We start from the raw sequence: 16144 nt of genomic DNA, 5'->3' as shown, positions 1-16144 counted from the left end.
GCTTTTTCATGCTGTTCGAGGATCAGGCCGTGGCCGCAATCTTCTTCAGCTCCTCGTCACGCAGCTCGCGACGCAGGATCTTGCCGACGTTGGTGGTCGGCAGGGTGTCGCGGAACTCGACGAAGCGCGGCACCTTGTAGCCGGTGACGTTGGAGCGCATGTGCTCCATCACCTGCTCCTTGCTCAGGCTTTCGCCCGGCTTGACCACCACGAAGACCTTGATCGCCTCGCCCGACTTCTCGTCCGGCACGCCGATGGCCGCGCACTGCAGCACGCCCGGCAGGGTGGCGAGCACGTCTTCCAGCTCGTTCGGGTACACGTTGAAGCCGGACACCAGGATCATGTCCTTCTTGCGGTCGACGATGCGCAGGTAGCCGTCGTCCTGAATCACGGCGATGTCGCCGGTCTTCAGCCAGCCGTTGGCATCGAGCATCTCGTCGGTGGCTTCCTGGCGCTGCCAGTAGCCCTTCATCACCTGCGGGCCCTTGACGCACAGCTCGCCACGCTCGCCCAGCGGCAGATCGTTGCCTTCGTCGTCGATGACCTTGCACAGGGTCGACGGCACCGGAATGCCGATGGTGCCGATCTGGATGTTCTGGTACGGGTTGACGGTGGCGACCGGACTGGTCTCGGTCATGCCGTAGCCTTCACAGATCGGGCAGCCGGTGACTTCCTTCCAGCGCTCGGCGGTGGCCAGTTGCAGGGCCATGCCGCCGGACAGGGTCAGCTTCAGCGAGGACAGGTCGAGACGACGGAAGTCTTCGTTGTTGCACAGCGCCACGAACAGGGTGTTGAGGCCGACGAAGGTGGTGAACTTCCACTTCGACAGCTCCTTCACGGTGCCCGGCAGGTCGCGCGGGTTGGTGATGAGGATGTTGTGGTTGCCGGTCAGCATCATCGCCATGCAATGGAAGGTGAAGGCGTAGATGTGGTACAGCGGCAGCGGGCAGATGACGATCTCGCAGCCTTCGCCGAGGTTGGAGCCCATCAGCGCCTTGGACTGCAGCATGTTGGCCACCAGGTTGCGGTGGGTCAGCATCGCGCCCTTGGCCACGCCGGTGGTGCCACCGGTGTACTGCAGCACGGCGATGTCGCCGTTGCTCGGGTTGGCTTCGGTGAAGGACTTGCCACGACCCAGGGCCAGGGCCTTGTTCAGCTTGACGGCCTGCGGCAGGTTGAACGCCGGGACCATCTTCTTCACGTGCTTGACCACGGTGTTGACCAGCAGGCGCTTGAGCGGCGGCAGCAGGTCGCCTACCTCGGTGACGATGACGTGCTTGACGCCGGTCTTCGGCAGCACTTCCTCGGCCAGGTGGGCCATGTTGGCCAGGCAGACGAGGGCCTTGGCACCGGAGTCATTGAACTGGTGTTCCATTTCCCGCGCGGTGTACAGCGGGTTGGTGTTGACCACGATCAGGCCGGCGCGCATGGCACCGAACACCACGACCGGGTACTGCAGGACGTTGGGCAGCTGCACCGCGATGCGGTCACCGGCCTTGAGGTCCGTGTGATTCTGCAGGTAGGCGGCGAAAACGCCGGAGAGTTCGTACAGCTCGCCGTAGGTCAGGGTCTTGCCCATGTTGCTGAAAGCAGGCTTATCGGCGAAGCGTTGGCAGGACTCTTTCAGTACGGCCTGGATATTGGGGTACTGGTCGGGATCGATCTCGGCAGCGATTCCGACAGGATATTTGTCCTTCCAGAAGTTATCGGTCATGGAAGCCTACTCCTGAGCAACAGCTTATCTACACCGCGCGCAATGGCGGTTGTTTGTTGTGATGATTTGCCCTTGGCACTAGGTGGGGACTGGCCAAAGCGTGCCGAGAGTAGCAGCTTTGCCTAGGTGCCACCAGCACCAAACATGGCCATAGCGGTCAGAAAAATGACTCGCTATAGATTTGCAGTCACATGTTTGACTCGCGCATGAAAAAGCCCCTGGAACGGGGCTTTCGAGGATGCCGGCGTCCACCCCGCCGGCCGGGTGGAACTCAGGCGATGTCGCGCAGTTCGCGCCGCAGGATCTTGCCCACCGGCGTCATCGGCAGGGCGTCCTTGAACACGATGTGCTTGGGCACCTTGTAGCCGGTGAAGTTTTCCTTGCAGTAGGCCTTGATCTCCTCGGCGGTGACGCCGCCCTCGCGGGCCACGACGAACAGCTTGACCGCCTCGCCGGACTTCTCGTCAGGCACGCCGATGGCCGCGCAGCTGGCCACCTTCGGGTGAGCCATGACCACGTCCTCGATCTCGTTCGGGTACACGTTGAAGCCGGAGACGATGATCATGTCCTTCTTGCGGTCGACGATGCGGGTGTAGCCGTCCGGATCGATCACCGCGATGTCGCCGGTCTTAAACCAGCCCTCGGCGTCCAGCACCTCGGCAGTGGCCTCTTCGCGCTGCCAGTAGCCCTTCATCACCTGCGGCCCCTTGATGCACAGCTCGCCGCGCTCGCCCAGCGGCTGCTCGACGCCGTTGTCGTCGATCACCTTGAGTGCGGTGCCGGCTACCGGGATGCCTACGGTGCCCAGGCGCGCCAGGGCGCCGTAGCAGTTGGTGGTGGCCACCGGCGAGGTTTCGGTCAGGCCGTAGCCCTCGACCACGGCGCAGCCGGTGACTTCCTGCCAGCGCTCGGCGGTGGCCTTGACCAGCGCGGTGCCGCCGGAGTTGGTCAGCTTGAGGCGGGAGAAGTCGAGGTTGCGGAAGTCCGCGTTATCCATCAGCGCGACGAACAGGGTATTCAGGCCCAGCAGCGCGGAGAACTGCCACTTGCCCAGCTCCTTGACGAAGCCCGGGATGTCGCGCGGGTTGGTGATCAGCACGTTGTGGTTGCCGCTGACCATCATGCACATGCAGTTCGCGGTGAAGGCATAGATATGGTAGAGAGGCAGCGGCGCGATCATGATCTCGCCGCCTTCCTTCATCAGCGGCAGGCCATCATCGCCGGTCTGCTGCAGGCAGTTGTGCACCTGCTGCATGTTGGCCACCAGGTTGCCGTGGGTGAGCATCGCGCCCTTGGCCACGCCAGTAGTGCCGCCGGTGTACTGCAGCACCGCGACGTCATCCAGGCTCACCTTGGACGGCTGGAAGCCATGGCCCTTGCCAGCGCGCAGCACGTCCTTGAACGATATGGCCTGGGGCAGCTGGTAGTCCGGCACCATCTTCTTCAGGTGCTTGACCGCAGCGTTGATCAGCAAGCCCTTGAGCGGCGACTGCATGTCGCCCATGCGCGCCTCGATCAGGTACTCCACCTGAGTATCGGGCAGCACTTCCTGCACCGACTTGCCGAAGGTGTTGAGGTACACCAGGGCACGCACACCAGCGTCGTTGAACTGGTGGCGCATCTCGCGCACGGTGTACAGCGGGTTGGTGTTGACCACGATCAGCCCGGCGCGCATGGCACCGAACACGGCGATCGGGTACTGCAGGATGTTGGGCATCTGCACGGCGATGCGGTCGCCGGGCTTGAGGTCGGTGTTCTTCTGCAGCCAGGCGGCGAAGGCCGCGGAATGGCGCTCCAGTTCGGCATAGGTCAGCGTGACGCCGAGGTTGCTGAACGCCGGGCGATCGGCAAATTTCTTGCAGGACCGTTCGAAGACTTCTACCACCGAGCGATAGGTGGTCAGATCGATCTGGTTGGATACCCCGGCCGGGCGCTTGTCGTCCCAGAAGTCAGGTTGCATTGTTGTTATTCCCCTTGACCTGAATGAACTGGCCGGCCTGCAGCCACGCGACCGGATTGCCCCGGAACTTAGCAGCTAGCGGACGAGAGGCAAATACCCGCGCCCCTCTCATTGACCGTATGAATCTTTACCATGCTTTTCCGACGATCCATGTCGGCCTGCGCTATAGCTATTACTGGCTTTCCCCACGGCATCCCCATGCGTCGACTCCTCGCCCTCGCCATCCCTCTTCTGCTCTGCCTGCCGCTGGCTGCCGAACCGCGCCTGGCCACCCTGGAATACCCGCCCTACAGCTCCCAGCTCATGCCCAGCGGCGGCAGCATCGTCGAACTGACCCGGCGCGCCTTCGCCACCCAGGGCTACGAGCCGCGCATCGACTTCATGCCCTGGGCACGGGTCCGCGCCGAGCTGCATAACGGCCGCTACCAGGGCGCCCTGGCCTTGTGGCCGCAGGAGATAAAGGAAGAGGACCTGATCGCCTCGCGCCCGCTGTTCTACAGCCAGCTCGGCATGTTCGTGCGCCGCCGCACCCCGCAGCCGTTCCAGTCCATCGACGACCTGCGCGGACGCAAGGTCGGCATCGTCCGCGGCTACGGCTATCCCCCGCGCCTGCTCAACTCCGGCCTGCGTACCGAAGAGGCAGTGGACGACATCAGCAACCTGCGCAAGCTCGCCGCCCGGCGCTTCGACCTGGTGCTGCTGGAGCGCATCGTCGGCGAGTACCTGGTGGCCAGCGACGACGAGCTGCGCGGCCACTTGGTGTGGCAGGAGCCGGCGCTGGAACGCATCCCGCTGGTGGTCGGCTTCACCGAGCCGCGCGCCGGCCAGCCGGACTGGGCCGCCATCTTCGAACGCGGCCTGCGTGAACTGCATGCCAGCGGCGAGTACATGCTGATCCTCAAACGCCACAACGTCTGGCGTTAACGGCCCTTTGCGCGGCCTGCCCGGCCATGCACAATGCCGCGACTTCACCGGGCACAAGGACCGCCATGCAGCAACAAGAACTGTGGATCGACGCCAGCGACGGCACCGCGCTGCGCGTACTGCACTGGCCCACCGCAGCGGCGCCCAAGGCGCTGCTGATGATCGCCCACGGCATGGCCGAGCACGCCGAGCGCTACGCGCGCCTGGCCGAGGAGCTCACCGAAGCCGGTTACGGCGTATATGCCCTCGACCAGCGTGGCCACGGCCGCACCGCCGAACGCGGTGTGCTTGGCCACTACGCCGACGCCGAGGGCTGGAACAAGGTGGTCGGCGACCTCGCCACGCTCAATCACCAGATCCGCCAGCAGCACCCGCGCTCGCCGATCTTCCTGCTCGGCCACAGCATGGGCAGCTACATCGGCATGGCCTACCTGATGCAGCACAGCTGCAGCCTGCAGGGCGCCATCCTGTCCGGCTCAAACTACCAGCCGCTGCCGCTGTACAAGGCGGCCGGCCTGATCACCCGCCTGGAGCGCTGGCGCCTGGGCCCGACCGGGCGCAGCAAGCTGATCGACTTCCTCTCCTTCGGCTCGTTCAACAAGGCCTTCAAGCCCAACCGCACCGGCTTCGACTGGCTCAGCCGCGACCCTGCCGAAGTGGACAAATACGTGACCGACCCGCTGTGCGGCTTCGTCTGTACCACCCAGCTGTGGTGCGATCTGATGCACGGCTTCCAGCAGATCACCCCGGTGCGCAACCTGGCGCAGATCGACGCCGACCTGCCACTGCTGGTGATCGGCGGCGACCATGACCCGGTCAGCCAGGGCAAGCGCCTCGGCCACCTGGCCGGCGCCCTGCGCACCGCCGGCATCCATGACGTCGAGCTGAAGATCTACCCCGAGGCCCGTCACGAGCTGCTCAACGAGAGCAATCGCGACGAGGTCACCAATTATCTGCGCGACTGGCTGGAGCGGGCCCTGATCCGTAGCCGCCAGTGCCCCACCCCCATCGAGGAACCCGTATGACCCAGGTCACCAACATCCCCTACGACAAGCTCGAAGTCGGCCAGCAGGCCAGCCTGGTGAAGACCGTGGAAGAGCGCGACGTGCAGCTGTTCGCCGCCGTCTCCGGCGACAACAACCCGGTGCACCTGGACGCCGCCTTCGCCGCCGAGACGATGTTCAAGGAGCGCATCGCCCACGGCATGTTCAGCGGCGCGCTGATCAGCGCCGCCATCGCCTGCAACCTGCCCGGCCCGGGCACCATCTACCTCGGCCAGCAGCTCAAGTTCACCCGTCCGGTGAAACTCGGCGACACCCTGACCGTGCAGCTGGAAGTGCTGGAGAAGCTGCCCAAGGGCCGCGTGCGCCTGGCCACCCGCGTGTTCAACCAGAACCAGGAGCAGGTGGTGGACGGCGAAGCCGAGGTCCTGGCCCCGCGCGCCGAGCAGACCCTGAGCATGCCGGAAATGCCCAAGGTCACCGTGGGCTGATCCTGCTGCACATGAAAAAGGCCGCTCATCGAGCGGCCTTTTTGTTTTCCCTGCAGATCACTCCTCCCCCATCACCCTGACGCTCGCCGTCATCCCCGCGCTCAGCGGCAGGTCCTTCGGCACGTCCTCCAGCTCGATGCGTACCGGGATGCGCTGGGCCAGGCGCACCCAGTTGAAGGTCGGCTCGACATTGGCCAGCAGCTGCGCATCCGCCACCGCGTTGCGGTCGGTGATGCCGCGGCTGATGCTCTGCACCTTGCCCGTCAGGCCCACGCCACCGCTCATCAGCGTCACCTCGACGGCCGCACCGACGCGAATGCCCGGCAGCTTGGTCTCCTCGAAGTAGGCCTGCACGTAGAAGGAATCGTCGGCCACCAGAGCCATCACCGCCTGGCCGGCCTGCACGTAGTTACCCTGAGCCAGGTGCAGGTTGGTGACCTGCCCGGAGCGCGGCGCGCGCACCTCGCTGCGCTTGAGGTTGAGCTCGGCCAGGGTCACCTCGGCCTCGGCCTGCTGCAGCTCGGCACGGGCGATCTCGGCATTGATCAGGGCGTTCTCGCGCAGCTCGGCGCTGATCGCCTGCGGCCCAAGGTGGGCGCGACGCGAGGCCTCGTGCTGACGCAGGTTGAGCTGCTGACGACGGGTCTGGGCCAGGGCCTTGGCCTTGTCGAGGTTAGCCTGGTAGCGCTCGCGGTCGATGCTCATCAGCAGGTCGCCGGCCTTGACCTGCTGGTTGTCCTGCACCTTGAGCTCGACCACCCAACCGGACACGTCCGGGGCGATGGTGACCACGTCGGCGCGCACCCGCGCATCGCGGGTCCAGGGCGCGTTCATGTAGAAGTCCCACAGCCACCAGCCAGCCAGCACGGCCACCAGCACCATCAGCAGGGTCACCGCCACACGCGGAAGTGCACTCATCAACGACTCCTCACCAGGTCGCCAGCAGGGCCACCAGGCCCGCCAGCACACAGACATACAGGGCGCAGTCGAACAGCGCCTCGTGCCAGATCCAGCGCGCCAGCCCGGCGCGCTGCAGGCCCAGGCGCAATACACCGGTCAGCAACAGCGCCAGCAGCGCATACAGCAGCATCGGGCTGAGCAGCACGCCGCCCAGCGCCCATTCACGCAAATCCATGCTTGCCTCCCGGCTGTTCGTCGCACCAGCGCCGCCAGCTGCTGCGCAGTTGTAGCAAGGCCGCCTCGGCCAGCTGCAGCTCGATCGCCGGCGGGCGGTCGTGCAGGGCTCGTGTCAGCGCCTGGATGAACGGATCGAGCGCCTCGCCGCGACTGGCCTGAGGGCCGCCACGCAGCACTTTCTCCAGGCCGGCGAAGAAGCGCTGCTCGGCCTCTCGCGGCGCGTTCGGCGCCGCCGCCAGGCAGGCGCGCAGGTGCAACAGCTCGTCGCCCAGGTCGAGGCTGTCGACACCGTCATCCCAGCGGCTGCGCCCGCCATCCGGCAGTTGCGGATAGAAGCGCGCCAGCTGCAACAGGCGATCGGCCATGCGCCCGCCGAACCAGTTCTCCGCACCACCCAGCGAGCGGGTACACAGGCGCGCCAGGTCATCCAGCGTCGCACGCAGCAGTCGCCGGCCGTGCCACAGCGGATTGCGCAGCACCAGCAGGCGCAGCGCCAGCACCGCGCAGCCGACACCGAGCAGCATGGCCAATGCCGAATTGAGGAAGTAGGCGACGTCGTAGGCCATGTCGTTGCGCGGCGCGCAGAGCACGATGAAGTGCAGGCAGAAGGAGGTAGCGGCGCCGGCCAGCGCCGGCCGCGACATGGCCAGCAGGCCGAAGAACAGCGGCACGCCCAGGGCCAGGCAGAGCAACGGGAAGCCGTTCCACTGCGGCAGCAGCACCTGACCGACGAAGAAAGCCACCGGCAGCGCGTAGAGGATGCCGCGCAGGAAAGCCATGCCGATCAGGTCAGCATTCTCGCGGCTGGCGAACAGGCTGCACACCACCGAGGCCAGCAACATGGCGCCGCTGGCCGCCGGCCAGGCGGTGGCTAGCCAAAAGGCCGACAACGCCAGCAGGGTCAGGCAGCTGCGCAGGCCATAGACCGCGGCGGTCTGCACGTCGCGATGCCAGGACAGTGGCGGCGGCGCATCCACCGGCGCCTCGCCGAGCTCCACTGCCAGCAGCGCCTCGTGGGCCCGGCCGAGCTGGCGCATCAGCAAGGCCATGCGGCCCAGGCAGTACTGCCGCGCGGCGGGATGCTCGGCCGCCTGGGACTGTTCGCGCAGGCGCGCCATCAGCTCGGCATCCGGACCGCGTTCGGGGTCGAGCAGGCGCTCCTGCAACTCCGCCAACCAGGGCGCCAGGGCATGCGCATCGGCATCGTCGAGTTGCCGCCACTGCCGAGCCACGCCGCGCGCCAAACGCAGCAGGCCGAGTAGTTCGCGAGTCAGGGCGCGCAGGCCACGGGCCCGCTGGCGCCCGCGCACGCCCTCGAACCAGGCGTGCTCGCGCTGGGCATCCACCGCAACGATGCGTCCCAGGGTCTCGAGCAGCCCGCGCGGTCCGGCGCCCTGGCGCTGCAGCGCGGCGGCCGCCACCTGTACGCCACCAAGCCAGGCCGCGCGCGCCTGGCCCACCAGTTGCTGCTCGACCCGCTGCGGCCAGAGCACCGCGCTGACCACCATGGAACAGAGAATGCCCAGGCAGATCTCGGTGCAGCGCGCCACCGCCTCGTCGAACACCACCAGCGGCTTGCCGAATATCGGCAGGCAGATGATCGCCACGGTGTAGCCGGAGAGCACGAAGGCATAGGACCAGGCGCTGCGCAGCAGGGTCGAGGCCATGGTGCACAGCCCCAACCACAGCGCCATCACCAGCAGGAACAGCCACGGTGCCTGGGCGAACAGGGCCATGAACACCACCGACAGCACGGTGCCGATCACCGTGCCCAGCAGCCGCGCCAGGCCCTTCTGCACCACCATGCCGGCCAGCGGCTGGGCGACGATGAACGCAGTCATCAGCGCCCATTGCGGCTGGTCGAGGCCGAAACGAAACGCGCACCACAGCGCCAGTGCGCCGCTGAGCAGCGTCTTGCAGGCGAACTGCAGGGCCAGCGGACTGGGAGCGAAGATGGCGGAAAGGAAATCACGCACTGCGGCTACTACCTGACGGGACACCCGCATTGAGGGTAGTTGGCCGGCGCCGGGCCGGCGAAATCATCCGAACCAATGCCCGCCCCTGCTGCACTAACTCTGCAGAGCCGCTAATGGACGAGCGGTCGTTGCCATAAATTAATTAACTGTTTAATTATTTCCACATGAACAAACCGACCAAGACCCCACGTGCCCCCGGGCGCCCCACCGCCGATGCCACGGCGCAGCGCGAGCTGCTGCTGAACACGGCCACCGACCTGTTCTCCAGCCAGGGCATCCAGGCCACCAGCCTGCGCGCCATCGCCGAGCGCACCGGGGTCACCCCCGCACTGCTCAACTACTACTTCGGCAGCAAGGACGGCCTGGTCGATGCCATGGTCGAAGAACGCTTCCTGCCGCTGGTGATGGGCGCCGCCGAGGAGCTTCGCCAGGCCGGCGACGACCCGCTGGAGCTGGTCGGAGCCTTCGTCCGCCACATGAGCCACAACGTCGCCGCGCATCCGTGGATTTCCCAGTTGTGGGTCCGCGAGATCCTCTGCGAGGGCGGCGTGCTGCGCGAGCGGCTGATGGATCGCGTCGCGCCCCTGGTGCCGCTGCTGCTGGCGCAGAAGTTCGCCGCTGCCCAGGCCCGTGGCGCGCTCAACCCCGAGCTCGACCCGCGCCTGCTGGTGGTGTCGCTGATCGGCGTCACCCTCCTTCCCTACGCTGCCGCCCCGATCTGGCGCGGCGTGTTCGCCAACCCGCAGATCGGCAACGAAGCGCTGATCGCCCACACGCTCGCCCTGCTCAAGGGCGGAATGGAGCCCTGAGATGTACCCTGTGTCGCTCTCTCGCCCACTACTGGCCGGCCTGCTCATGGTCAGCCTGGCCGCCTGCGACTCCGGCGGCGAGCAGCTGCTGGGCACCCTGGAATGGGACCGCGTCGGCCTGCCCGCCGAAGCCTCGGAGACCATCCTCACCTGGCAAGTCGCCGAGGGCGACCAGGTCGCGGCCGGCCAGCCATTGCTGGAACTCGACCCACGCCGCCAGGACGCGCGCATCGCCCAGGCCCGCGGCGAAGTGAACCAGGCCGCCGCGCGCCTGGCCGAGCTGAGCAACGGCGCGCGCAGCGAGACCATCGACTCCGCCCGCGCCACCCTGGCGCGCAACCGCGCCGAGCTGACCGACGCCGAGCGCAACTTCAAGCGCATCGCCGAGTTGTATCAGCGCAAGCAGGTGGCCATTGCCGAGCAGGACCGCGCCCGCGCCGCCCGCGACCAGGCCAGCGCCTCCACCCGCAGCGCCGAGGCGCAGCTGCGCGAGCTGACCAACGGCACCCGTGCCGAGCAGATCGAACAGGCCGCCGCCGCGCTCGACGCCGCCCGTGGCAACCTGGCCCATCTGGAGGTTGGCCGCGAACACCTGAGCCTGCGTGCGCCGCGTGCCGGGGTGGTCGATGCCCTGCCGTTCAAGGTCGGTGACCAGCCGCCGGCCGGTGCCGAGCTGGTCAGCCTGCTGGTCGGCGAGCAGCCTTACGCGCGGGTCTTCATCCCCGCCAGCATCCGCGCCGAGGTGCGGGTTGGCGATGCGATGAACATCCACGTGCAGGGCATCGAGCAGCCCTTCCAGGCCAAGGTGCGCAGCATCCGCAGCGAGGCAGCGTTCACCCCCTACTACGCACTGACCGGCGACGACGCCAGCCGCCTGGTGTACCGCGCCGAGCTGGTGCTGCAGGGCGAGGCCGCGCGCAAGCTGCCGGCCGGCCTGCCTTTGCATGCGGAGCGCGTCTCCGCGGAGCAGCAGCCATGAACGGCAACGAGCTGGTGATCCGCGCCCGCGGCCTGAGCAAGCGCTTCGGCCAGCTCACCGCGGTGGATCACCTCGACCTCAGTGTGCCGCGCGCCGAGGTGTTCGGCTTCCTCGGCCCCAACGGCTGCGGCAAGTCCACCATTATCCGCATGCTCTGCGGCCTGCTGCTGCCCAGCGAGGGCGAGGTGGAAGTGCTCGGCTACCAGATCCCGCGTGACGCCGAGGAGCTGAAACGGCGCATCGGTTACATGACGCAGAAGTTCTCGCTCTACGAGGACCTCACGGTGCAGGAGAACCTGGAATTCCTCGCCGCCGTACAGGGCATCAATCGCCGCGAGACCCGCGAACGCATCGACGAGCTGCTGGAGCGCTATTGGCTGGCGGACCGTCGCAAGCAGATGGCTGGCACCATGAGCGGCGGACAGAAGCAGCGCCTGGCCCTGGCCGGCGCCGTGCTGCACAAGCCCGACCTGCTGCTGCTCGACGAGCCGACCAGCGCCGTCGACCCGCAGTCGCGCCGCGAATTCTGGGACTCGCTGTTCGAGCTGGCCGAGGAAGGCACCACCCTGCTGGTCTCCACCCACTACATGGACGAGGCCGAGCGCTGCACGCGCCTGGGCATTCTCGACGCCGGCCGCCTGGTAGCCGACGGCAGCCCGCGCGAGCTTATGGACGCCCTGCCCGGCCAGCCGCTGCTGGTCGAATGCGCCCAACCGCGCGACGCCCAGCGCGCCCTGCAGGGCCACCCAGCGGTGCTGGCCACGGCGCAGATCGGCGCCACCCTGCGCGTGCTGTGCACGGCCGACGGCAACCGCGACGAAATCGCCAGCGCCCTACGCAAGGCCGGAGTGGCGGCCGAGCTGCGCGACGGCGAGGCCAACCTGGAGGACGTGTTCGTCGCCGTCACCCGCAAACCACTGGAGGCCAGGCCATGAACCTGCGTCGCCTGGGCGCCATCGTGCTCAAGGAGCTGCGCCAGCTGCGCCGCGACAAGCTGACCTTCGTCATGATCGCCGGCGTGCCGCTGCTGGAGCTGGTGCTATTCGGCTACGCCATCAACATGGACGTGCGCGGCATCGACGCCGCCGTGCTGAACCAGGCCAACACCGCGCAGTCGCGCGAGGTGGTGGCGGAAATCGCCTCCAGCCAGGTGATCAACGTGAAATACCAGCTGGACAGTCCGCAGGAGATCGACCGCCTGCTGCGCGAGGGACGCATCAATGCCGCCCTGGTGGTGCCCAGCGACTTCGAGGCGCGCCTGCAACGCAAGGACCGCCCGCCGCTGCAGCTGGTGATCGACGGCTCGGACCAGAGCATCCAGGCCTCGGCGCGCCAGCTGGCCGCCTACCCACTGCCCGGCTGGGAGGCCCGGCAAGGCGTGGAGGTGGTGAACTTCTACAACCCCGAACGCCTGGCGCCACTCAACACCGTGCCCGGCCTGCTCGGGGTGATCCTGACCATGACCATGGTGCTGTTCACCGCCGTGGCGCTGGTCAGGGAGCGCGAGCACGGCAACCTGGAGCTGCTGATCGCCACGCCGGTGTCGCCCTGGGAGCTGACCATCGGCAAGGTGCTGCCCTTCATCGGTATCGGTTTGATCCAGGTCAGCGTCATCCTGGTCGCCGGGCACTGGCTGTTCGGCGTGCCGGTGCGCGGCTCGTTGCTCGACCTGTACGGCGCCTCGCTGCTGTTCATCATCGCCAGCCTGGCGCTTGGCGTATGGCTGTCGACCCTGGCCAAGACCCAGTTCCAGGCGATGCAGATGGCCTTCTTCACCTTCCTGCCGCAGATCCTGCTGTCCGGCTTCATGTTCCCCATCGCCGGCATGCCCAAGGCGGCACAGTGGGTCGCCGAGTTCATGCCGCTGACGCATTACCTGCGCCTGGCGCGCGGCATCATGCTGCGCAACGCCGGTTTGCATGAACTGTGGCTGGAGGTATTGATCCTAATAGTGTTCTGCGTGGCATTGCTGGGCCTGGCGGTGACGCGCATCCACAAGCGCCTGGACTGACGCGATGTTTAAGCGGATGTGTCGCGGTAACACCGCGGCCATGCGCAGGCACTATGCTCGGGCCAGCCAATGACGACGAGGCACGCCATGCGACGACGCGTCCCCGCTCTGCCGATGATTGCCCTGCTGGCCTGCATCGCCCTGCTGGGCGCCTGCAGCCGCATCGACCTGGCCTACCGCAACCTCGACCGCCTGCTGACCTGGCGCATCGACAGCTACCTCGACCTCAACGCCGAGCAGAAGGCCTGGCTCAAGCCGCGCCTGAACCAGCACCTGGCCTGGCATTGCAGCACCCAGATACCGCAACTGACCCACTGGCTGGACCAGGATCGCGCCGACCTGGCCGATGGCCGGCTGGACGCCGCGCACTTCCAGGCTCGTTTCCTCGACCTGCGCCAGGCCCTCGGCGAGGTCTCCAGCGAGATCGGCCCGACCGCCGCCGGCCTGCTGCAGCAGCTCAGCCCGCTGCAGGTGCAGCAGCTGCGCGAGCAGATGGCCAAGGAGAACGAGAAGCTGCGCCGCGAATTCGTCGAACCGTCGCTGAACGAACAAATTGCCAAGCGCGCGGAAACCACCGAGGAACGCCTGGAGCCCTGGTTCGGTGATCTGAATACCCAGCAACGGGCCATGGTGCGCGCCTGGGCCGGGCAGCGTGGCGAACAGAACCGCCTGTGGCTGGATAGCCGCGAGCGCTGGCAGGCCGCGCTGCTGCAGGAGTTGGAAGGCCGGCGCAGCGCCGATTTCGCCCAGCGCATCGAACACCTGCTGAACGAGCGGCAGAGCTACTGGACCGAGGCCTACCGCGAGTCGTTCGCCGATGGCGAACAGAGCCTGGCCGAGCTGCTCGGCCAGTTGGTCGCCAGCGCCGACGAGCAACAGCGCCAGCGCCTGCAGGACAGCCTCGGCAGCCTGCGCGAGGATATCGCCGGGCTGAGCTGCGCTACGCCGGCAGAGCCGGCAGTCGCCAGTCGATCGGAGTGAGGCTGCACTGCTTCAGGTACTGGTTGGCGCGGCTGAAGTGGCCGTTGCCGAGGAAACCGCGATAAGCCGACAGCGGCGACGGGTGCGCCGACTTCAGCACCAGATGGCGGGTGGTATCGATCAGTTTCTGCTTGCTTTGCGCATGCGCGCCCCAGAGCAGGAACACCAGGTTGCCCGGCCGCGCATTGACCACCTCGATCACCTTGTCGGTGAACGGCTGCCAGCCCTTGTCGGCGTGCGAGCCGGCGCTGGCCTGCTGCACGGTCAGCGAGGTGTTGAGCAGCAGCACGCCCTGTTCCGCCCAGCTCTGCAGGTAGCCGTGCTCGGGGATGTCGATGTTCAGGTCGCGCTTCAATTCCTTGAAGATGTTCACCAGCGAGGGCGGCGCCGGTACGCCGGGCTGCACCGAGAAGCACAGGCCGTGGGCCTGCCCCGGCCCGTGGTACGGGTCCTGGCCGATGATCACCACCTTGACCTGCTCCAGCGGCGTGGAATTGAGCGCATTGAAGATCATCGGCCCCGGCGGGTAGACCACCTTGCCGGCGGCCTTCTCGGCGCGCAGGAACTCGCTCAGCGCCTTCATGTAGGGCTTGTCGAATTCCTCGCGCAGGGCCTCCTTCCAGCCCGGTTCGAGTTTGATGCGGTCGTCGGCGCTCATGCGGCTGTCCTGCTGAAAAAACGAAAACGGCACGCTAGGGAAGCCCCGGAGCCAAGTCAAGGCTGATGCCTGCTCATCACGCCCATAGATGTATTTGGCCTGACGCCCGCCGCCGGCCAAGACTGCAAGCTCCACCACCCGCAGGAGCACGGATCATGGCCATCAGCGAGACCACCGGCGGCATCAGCCGCGAACGCCTGGAGCAGGCGCTGCAGCACTCCACCTTCGCCCAGCTGCTGGGCGCCGAACTGCTCGACTTCGCCCCGGGCAAGGTCAGCCTGCAGGTGGCCAGCCGCCCGGACCTGTGCCAGCACCACGGCTACATGCACGGCGCGGTGGTCGGCTTCATGGTCGACAGCGGCTGCGCCTGGGCTGCGGCCTCGCTGGTCGGTGACGTGGTCACCAGCGAGTACAAGCTCAACCTGCTAGCACCGGCGCTGGGCGAGCGCCTGGTGTGCCGCAGCGAAGTGCTCAAGGCCGGGCAGCGCCAGGCGGTATGCCGGGCCGACGTGTTCGCGATCAAGGATGGCGCGGAGAAGCTGGTCGCCACGGGCCTGGCGACCATTGCCCGGGTATGAACGCGCAGTCCGTCCGATCACCCTTGGCCTGGCGGCGATGGCCACTAGGCTTGTGGGTGGGACAACGGACGGAGATAGCCACATGGATGAGTATCCAGATGGTCTGAAATTTTCGCTCTACTTCAACTTCCTCAAGGGCAACGCCAAGGTGCCGCAGATGCCCGAGACCTCGCTGCGCCTGCGCGAGCTGCTGGCCTCCGACCGCGCCGCGCTGGAGCAGGTGACGCGCCTGCTGCACAGCAACCCGCCGCTGGCGGCCTATCTGCTGCAATTCGCCGAGAGCCCGCTGGTGCGCGGCGCCCGGCCCGGCATCAGCCTGCAGGAGGTGATCTCGCGCCTCGGCCTGCAGCGCCTGAACAACCTGGTGCTGACCTTCACCATCCACCACCTGTTCACCCAGACCGACCCGGTGCTGCTCAAGGTGTTCCGTGCACGCTGGAACGCCTCGCTGCTGTGCGCGGCCTACAGCGCCTGCCTGGCCCAGGAGCTGACGCGCCTGCCGCTGGAGGACGCCATGCTGGCCGGGCTGGTGCAGGACATCGGCAGCCTGCCGGTCATCGAGGAGGTGCAGAGCTGGTACGGCAAGGTGCCGTCGGAGGCGGAGCTGCTGACGCTGTGCGACGAGCTGTCGGCGGATGTCGGGGTGATCGTACTGACCAGCTGGAACCTGCCGCAGCCGCTCATCGAATGCGCCCGCCTGCGCGCCCAGTGGGACCGCAACCACCCTGCCCCCGCGGACCTGATCGACGTGGTCCAGGTCGCCCGCTGCCTGGCCTCGGGCGACGACGAGCATCTGGTGCAACTACCGGCCTGGCAGCAACTGGTCGGCAAGGGCGCCGAAGCCCCCACCCCGGCCCAGCTGCGCGACAACATCGGCGAGGTGGTGCGTTTCTGGTTCAAGCTGCTCGGCGGCAAGAGCGCCTGA

The 16144-nt window shown here is 67.1% G+C and carries 16 protein-coding genes; 10 read left to right on the top strand and 6 right to left on the bottom strand.

Annotated elements, in window-relative coordinates:
• Nucleotides 1–22 precede the first annotated feature (22 nt).
• Complete coding sequence (fadD1, locus tag PTT45_RS15065) at nucleotides 23–1714, bottom strand: long-chain-fatty-acid--CoA ligase FadD1 (protein WP_273814312.1); 1692 nt, start codon at nucleotides 1712–1714, stop codon at nucleotides 23–25.
• A 271-nt stretch (nucleotides 1715–1985) separates the two neighbouring features.
• On the bottom strand, nucleotides 1986–3674 hold the full coding sequence (fadD2, locus tag PTT45_RS15060) for a long-chain-fatty-acid--CoA ligase FadD2 (protein WP_273814311.1): 1689 nt from the start codon (nucleotides 3672–3674) through the stop codon (nucleotides 1986–1988).
• A gap of 198 nt (nucleotides 3675–3872) precedes the next feature.
• Between fadD2 and PTT45_RS15055 the strand changes: the two genes are divergently transcribed.
• The 3 genes from PTT45_RS15055 (at nucleotide 3873) to PTT45_RS15045 (ending at nucleotide 6090) form a co-directional block, all read left to right on the top strand.
• A complete protein-coding gene (locus PTT45_RS15055; RefSeq protein WP_273814310.1) occupies nucleotides 3873–4598 on the top strand; it encodes a substrate-binding periplasmic protein in 726 nt (241 codons plus the stop codon).
• A 65-nt stretch (nucleotides 4599–4663) separates the two neighbouring features.
• Nucleotides 4664–5623 carry an alpha/beta hydrolase gene (locus tag PTT45_RS15050; protein ID WP_273814309.1) on the top strand — a complete coding sequence of 320 codons (960 nt, stop codon included), beginning with the start codon at nucleotides 4664–4666 and terminating at the stop codon, nucleotides 5621–5623.
• Nucleotides 5620–6090, top strand: a complete 471-nt coding sequence (locus tag PTT45_RS15045; protein WP_043309610.1) for a MaoC family dehydratase — start codon at nucleotides 5620–5622, stop codon at nucleotides 6088–6090. The genes PTT45_RS15050 and PTT45_RS15045 overlap by 4 nt, the downstream gene beginning before the upstream one ends.
• Nucleotides 6091–6147: 57 nt before the next feature.
• On the opposite strand, the gene PTT45_RS15040 is transcribed toward PTT45_RS15045, so the two are convergent.
• The 3 genes from PTT45_RS15040 to PTT45_RS15030 are packed head-to-tail and all read right to left on the bottom strand — an operon-like array spanning nucleotide 6148 to nucleotide 9203.
• Nucleotides 6148–7008: an efflux RND transporter periplasmic adaptor subunit gene (locus tag PTT45_RS15040; RefSeq protein WP_273814308.1), complete on the bottom strand. Its 861-nt coding sequence runs from the start codon at nucleotides 7006–7008 to the stop codon at nucleotides 6148–6150.
• A 10-nt stretch (nucleotides 7009–7018) separates the two neighbouring features.
• Nucleotides 7019–7225 carry a DUF1656 domain-containing protein gene (locus PTT45_RS15035; RefSeq protein ID WP_273814307.1) on the bottom strand — a complete coding sequence of 69 codons (207 nt, stop codon included), beginning with the start codon at nucleotides 7223–7225 and terminating at the stop codon, nucleotides 7019–7021.
• Nucleotides 7212–9203 (bottom strand): FUSC family protein, encoded by a 1992-nt coding sequence (locus PTT45_RS15030; RefSeq protein WP_273814306.1) that lies wholly within the window; start codon nucleotides 9201–9203, stop codon nucleotides 7212–7214. Before PTT45_RS15030 ends, PTT45_RS15035 begins: the two co-directional genes overlap by 14 nt.
• A 164-nt stretch (nucleotides 9204–9367) precedes the next feature.
• On the opposite strand from PTT45_RS15030, the gene PTT45_RS15025 reads away from it, so the two are divergent.
• The 5 genes from PTT45_RS15025 (at nucleotide 9368) to PTT45_RS15005 (ending at nucleotide 13983) form a co-directional block, all read left to right on the top strand.
• Entirely contained in the window at nucleotides 9368–10012 is a 645-nt protein-coding gene (locus tag PTT45_RS15025) for a TetR/AcrR family transcriptional regulator (RefSeq protein ID WP_273814305.1), read from the top strand.
• A gap of 1 nt (nucleotide 10013) precedes the next feature.
• Nucleotides 10014–10991, top strand: a complete 978-nt coding sequence (locus PTT45_RS15020) for an HlyD family secretion protein (RefSeq protein ID WP_273814304.1) — start codon at nucleotides 10014–10016, stop codon at nucleotides 10989–10991.
• Entirely contained in the window at nucleotides 10988–11926 is a 939-nt protein-coding gene (locus PTT45_RS15015; protein ID WP_273814303.1) for an ABC transporter ATP-binding protein, read from the top strand. Before PTT45_RS15020 ends, PTT45_RS15015 begins: the two co-directional genes overlap by 4 nt.
• On the top strand, nucleotides 11923–13002 hold the full coding sequence (locus PTT45_RS15010; RefSeq protein ID WP_273814302.1) for an ABC transporter permease: 1080 nt from the start codon (nucleotides 11923–11925) through the stop codon (nucleotides 13000–13002). Before PTT45_RS15015 ends, PTT45_RS15010 begins: the two co-directional genes overlap by 4 nt.
• A gap of 87 nt (nucleotides 13003–13089) precedes the next feature.
• Nucleotides 13090–13983, top strand: a complete 894-nt coding sequence (locus PTT45_RS15005; protein ID WP_273814301.1) for a DUF6279 family lipoprotein — start codon at nucleotides 13090–13092, stop codon at nucleotides 13981–13983.
• On the opposite strand, the gene ung is transcribed toward PTT45_RS15005, so the two are convergent.
• The gene (gene ung, locus PTT45_RS15000) at nucleotides 13943–14641 is read right to left on the bottom strand and encodes a uracil-DNA glycosylase (protein ID WP_273814300.1); all 699 of its coding nucleotides are present in this window, start codon (nucleotides 14639–14641) and stop codon (nucleotides 13943–13945) included. The genes PTT45_RS15005 and ung overlap by 41 nt on opposite strands.
• Before the next feature lie 155 nt (nucleotides 14642–14796).
• Here ung and PTT45_RS14995 point away from each other — a divergent pair, with 155 nt between their 5' ends.
• Nucleotides 14797–15219 carry a PaaI family thioesterase gene (locus tag PTT45_RS14995; protein ID WP_273814299.1) on the top strand — a complete coding sequence of 141 codons (423 nt, stop codon included), beginning with the start codon at nucleotides 14797–14799 and terminating at the stop codon, nucleotides 15217–15219.
• A gap of 82 nt (nucleotides 15220–15301) precedes the next feature.
• The gene (locus PTT45_RS14990) at nucleotides 15302–16144 is read left to right on the top strand and encodes an HDOD domain-containing protein (protein WP_273814298.1); all 843 of its coding nucleotides are present in this window, start codon (nucleotides 15302–15304) and stop codon (nucleotides 16142–16144) included.

The sequence above is a fragment of the Pseudomonas sp. Gutcm_11s genome (genome assembly GCF_028649395.1).
GTDB lineage: Bacteria > Pseudomonadota > Gammaproteobacteria > Pseudomonadales > Pseudomonadaceae > Aquipseudomonas.
Note: the sequence above shows the minus strand (reverse complement) of the source record. Positions and strands in the feature narration are given on the sequence as shown.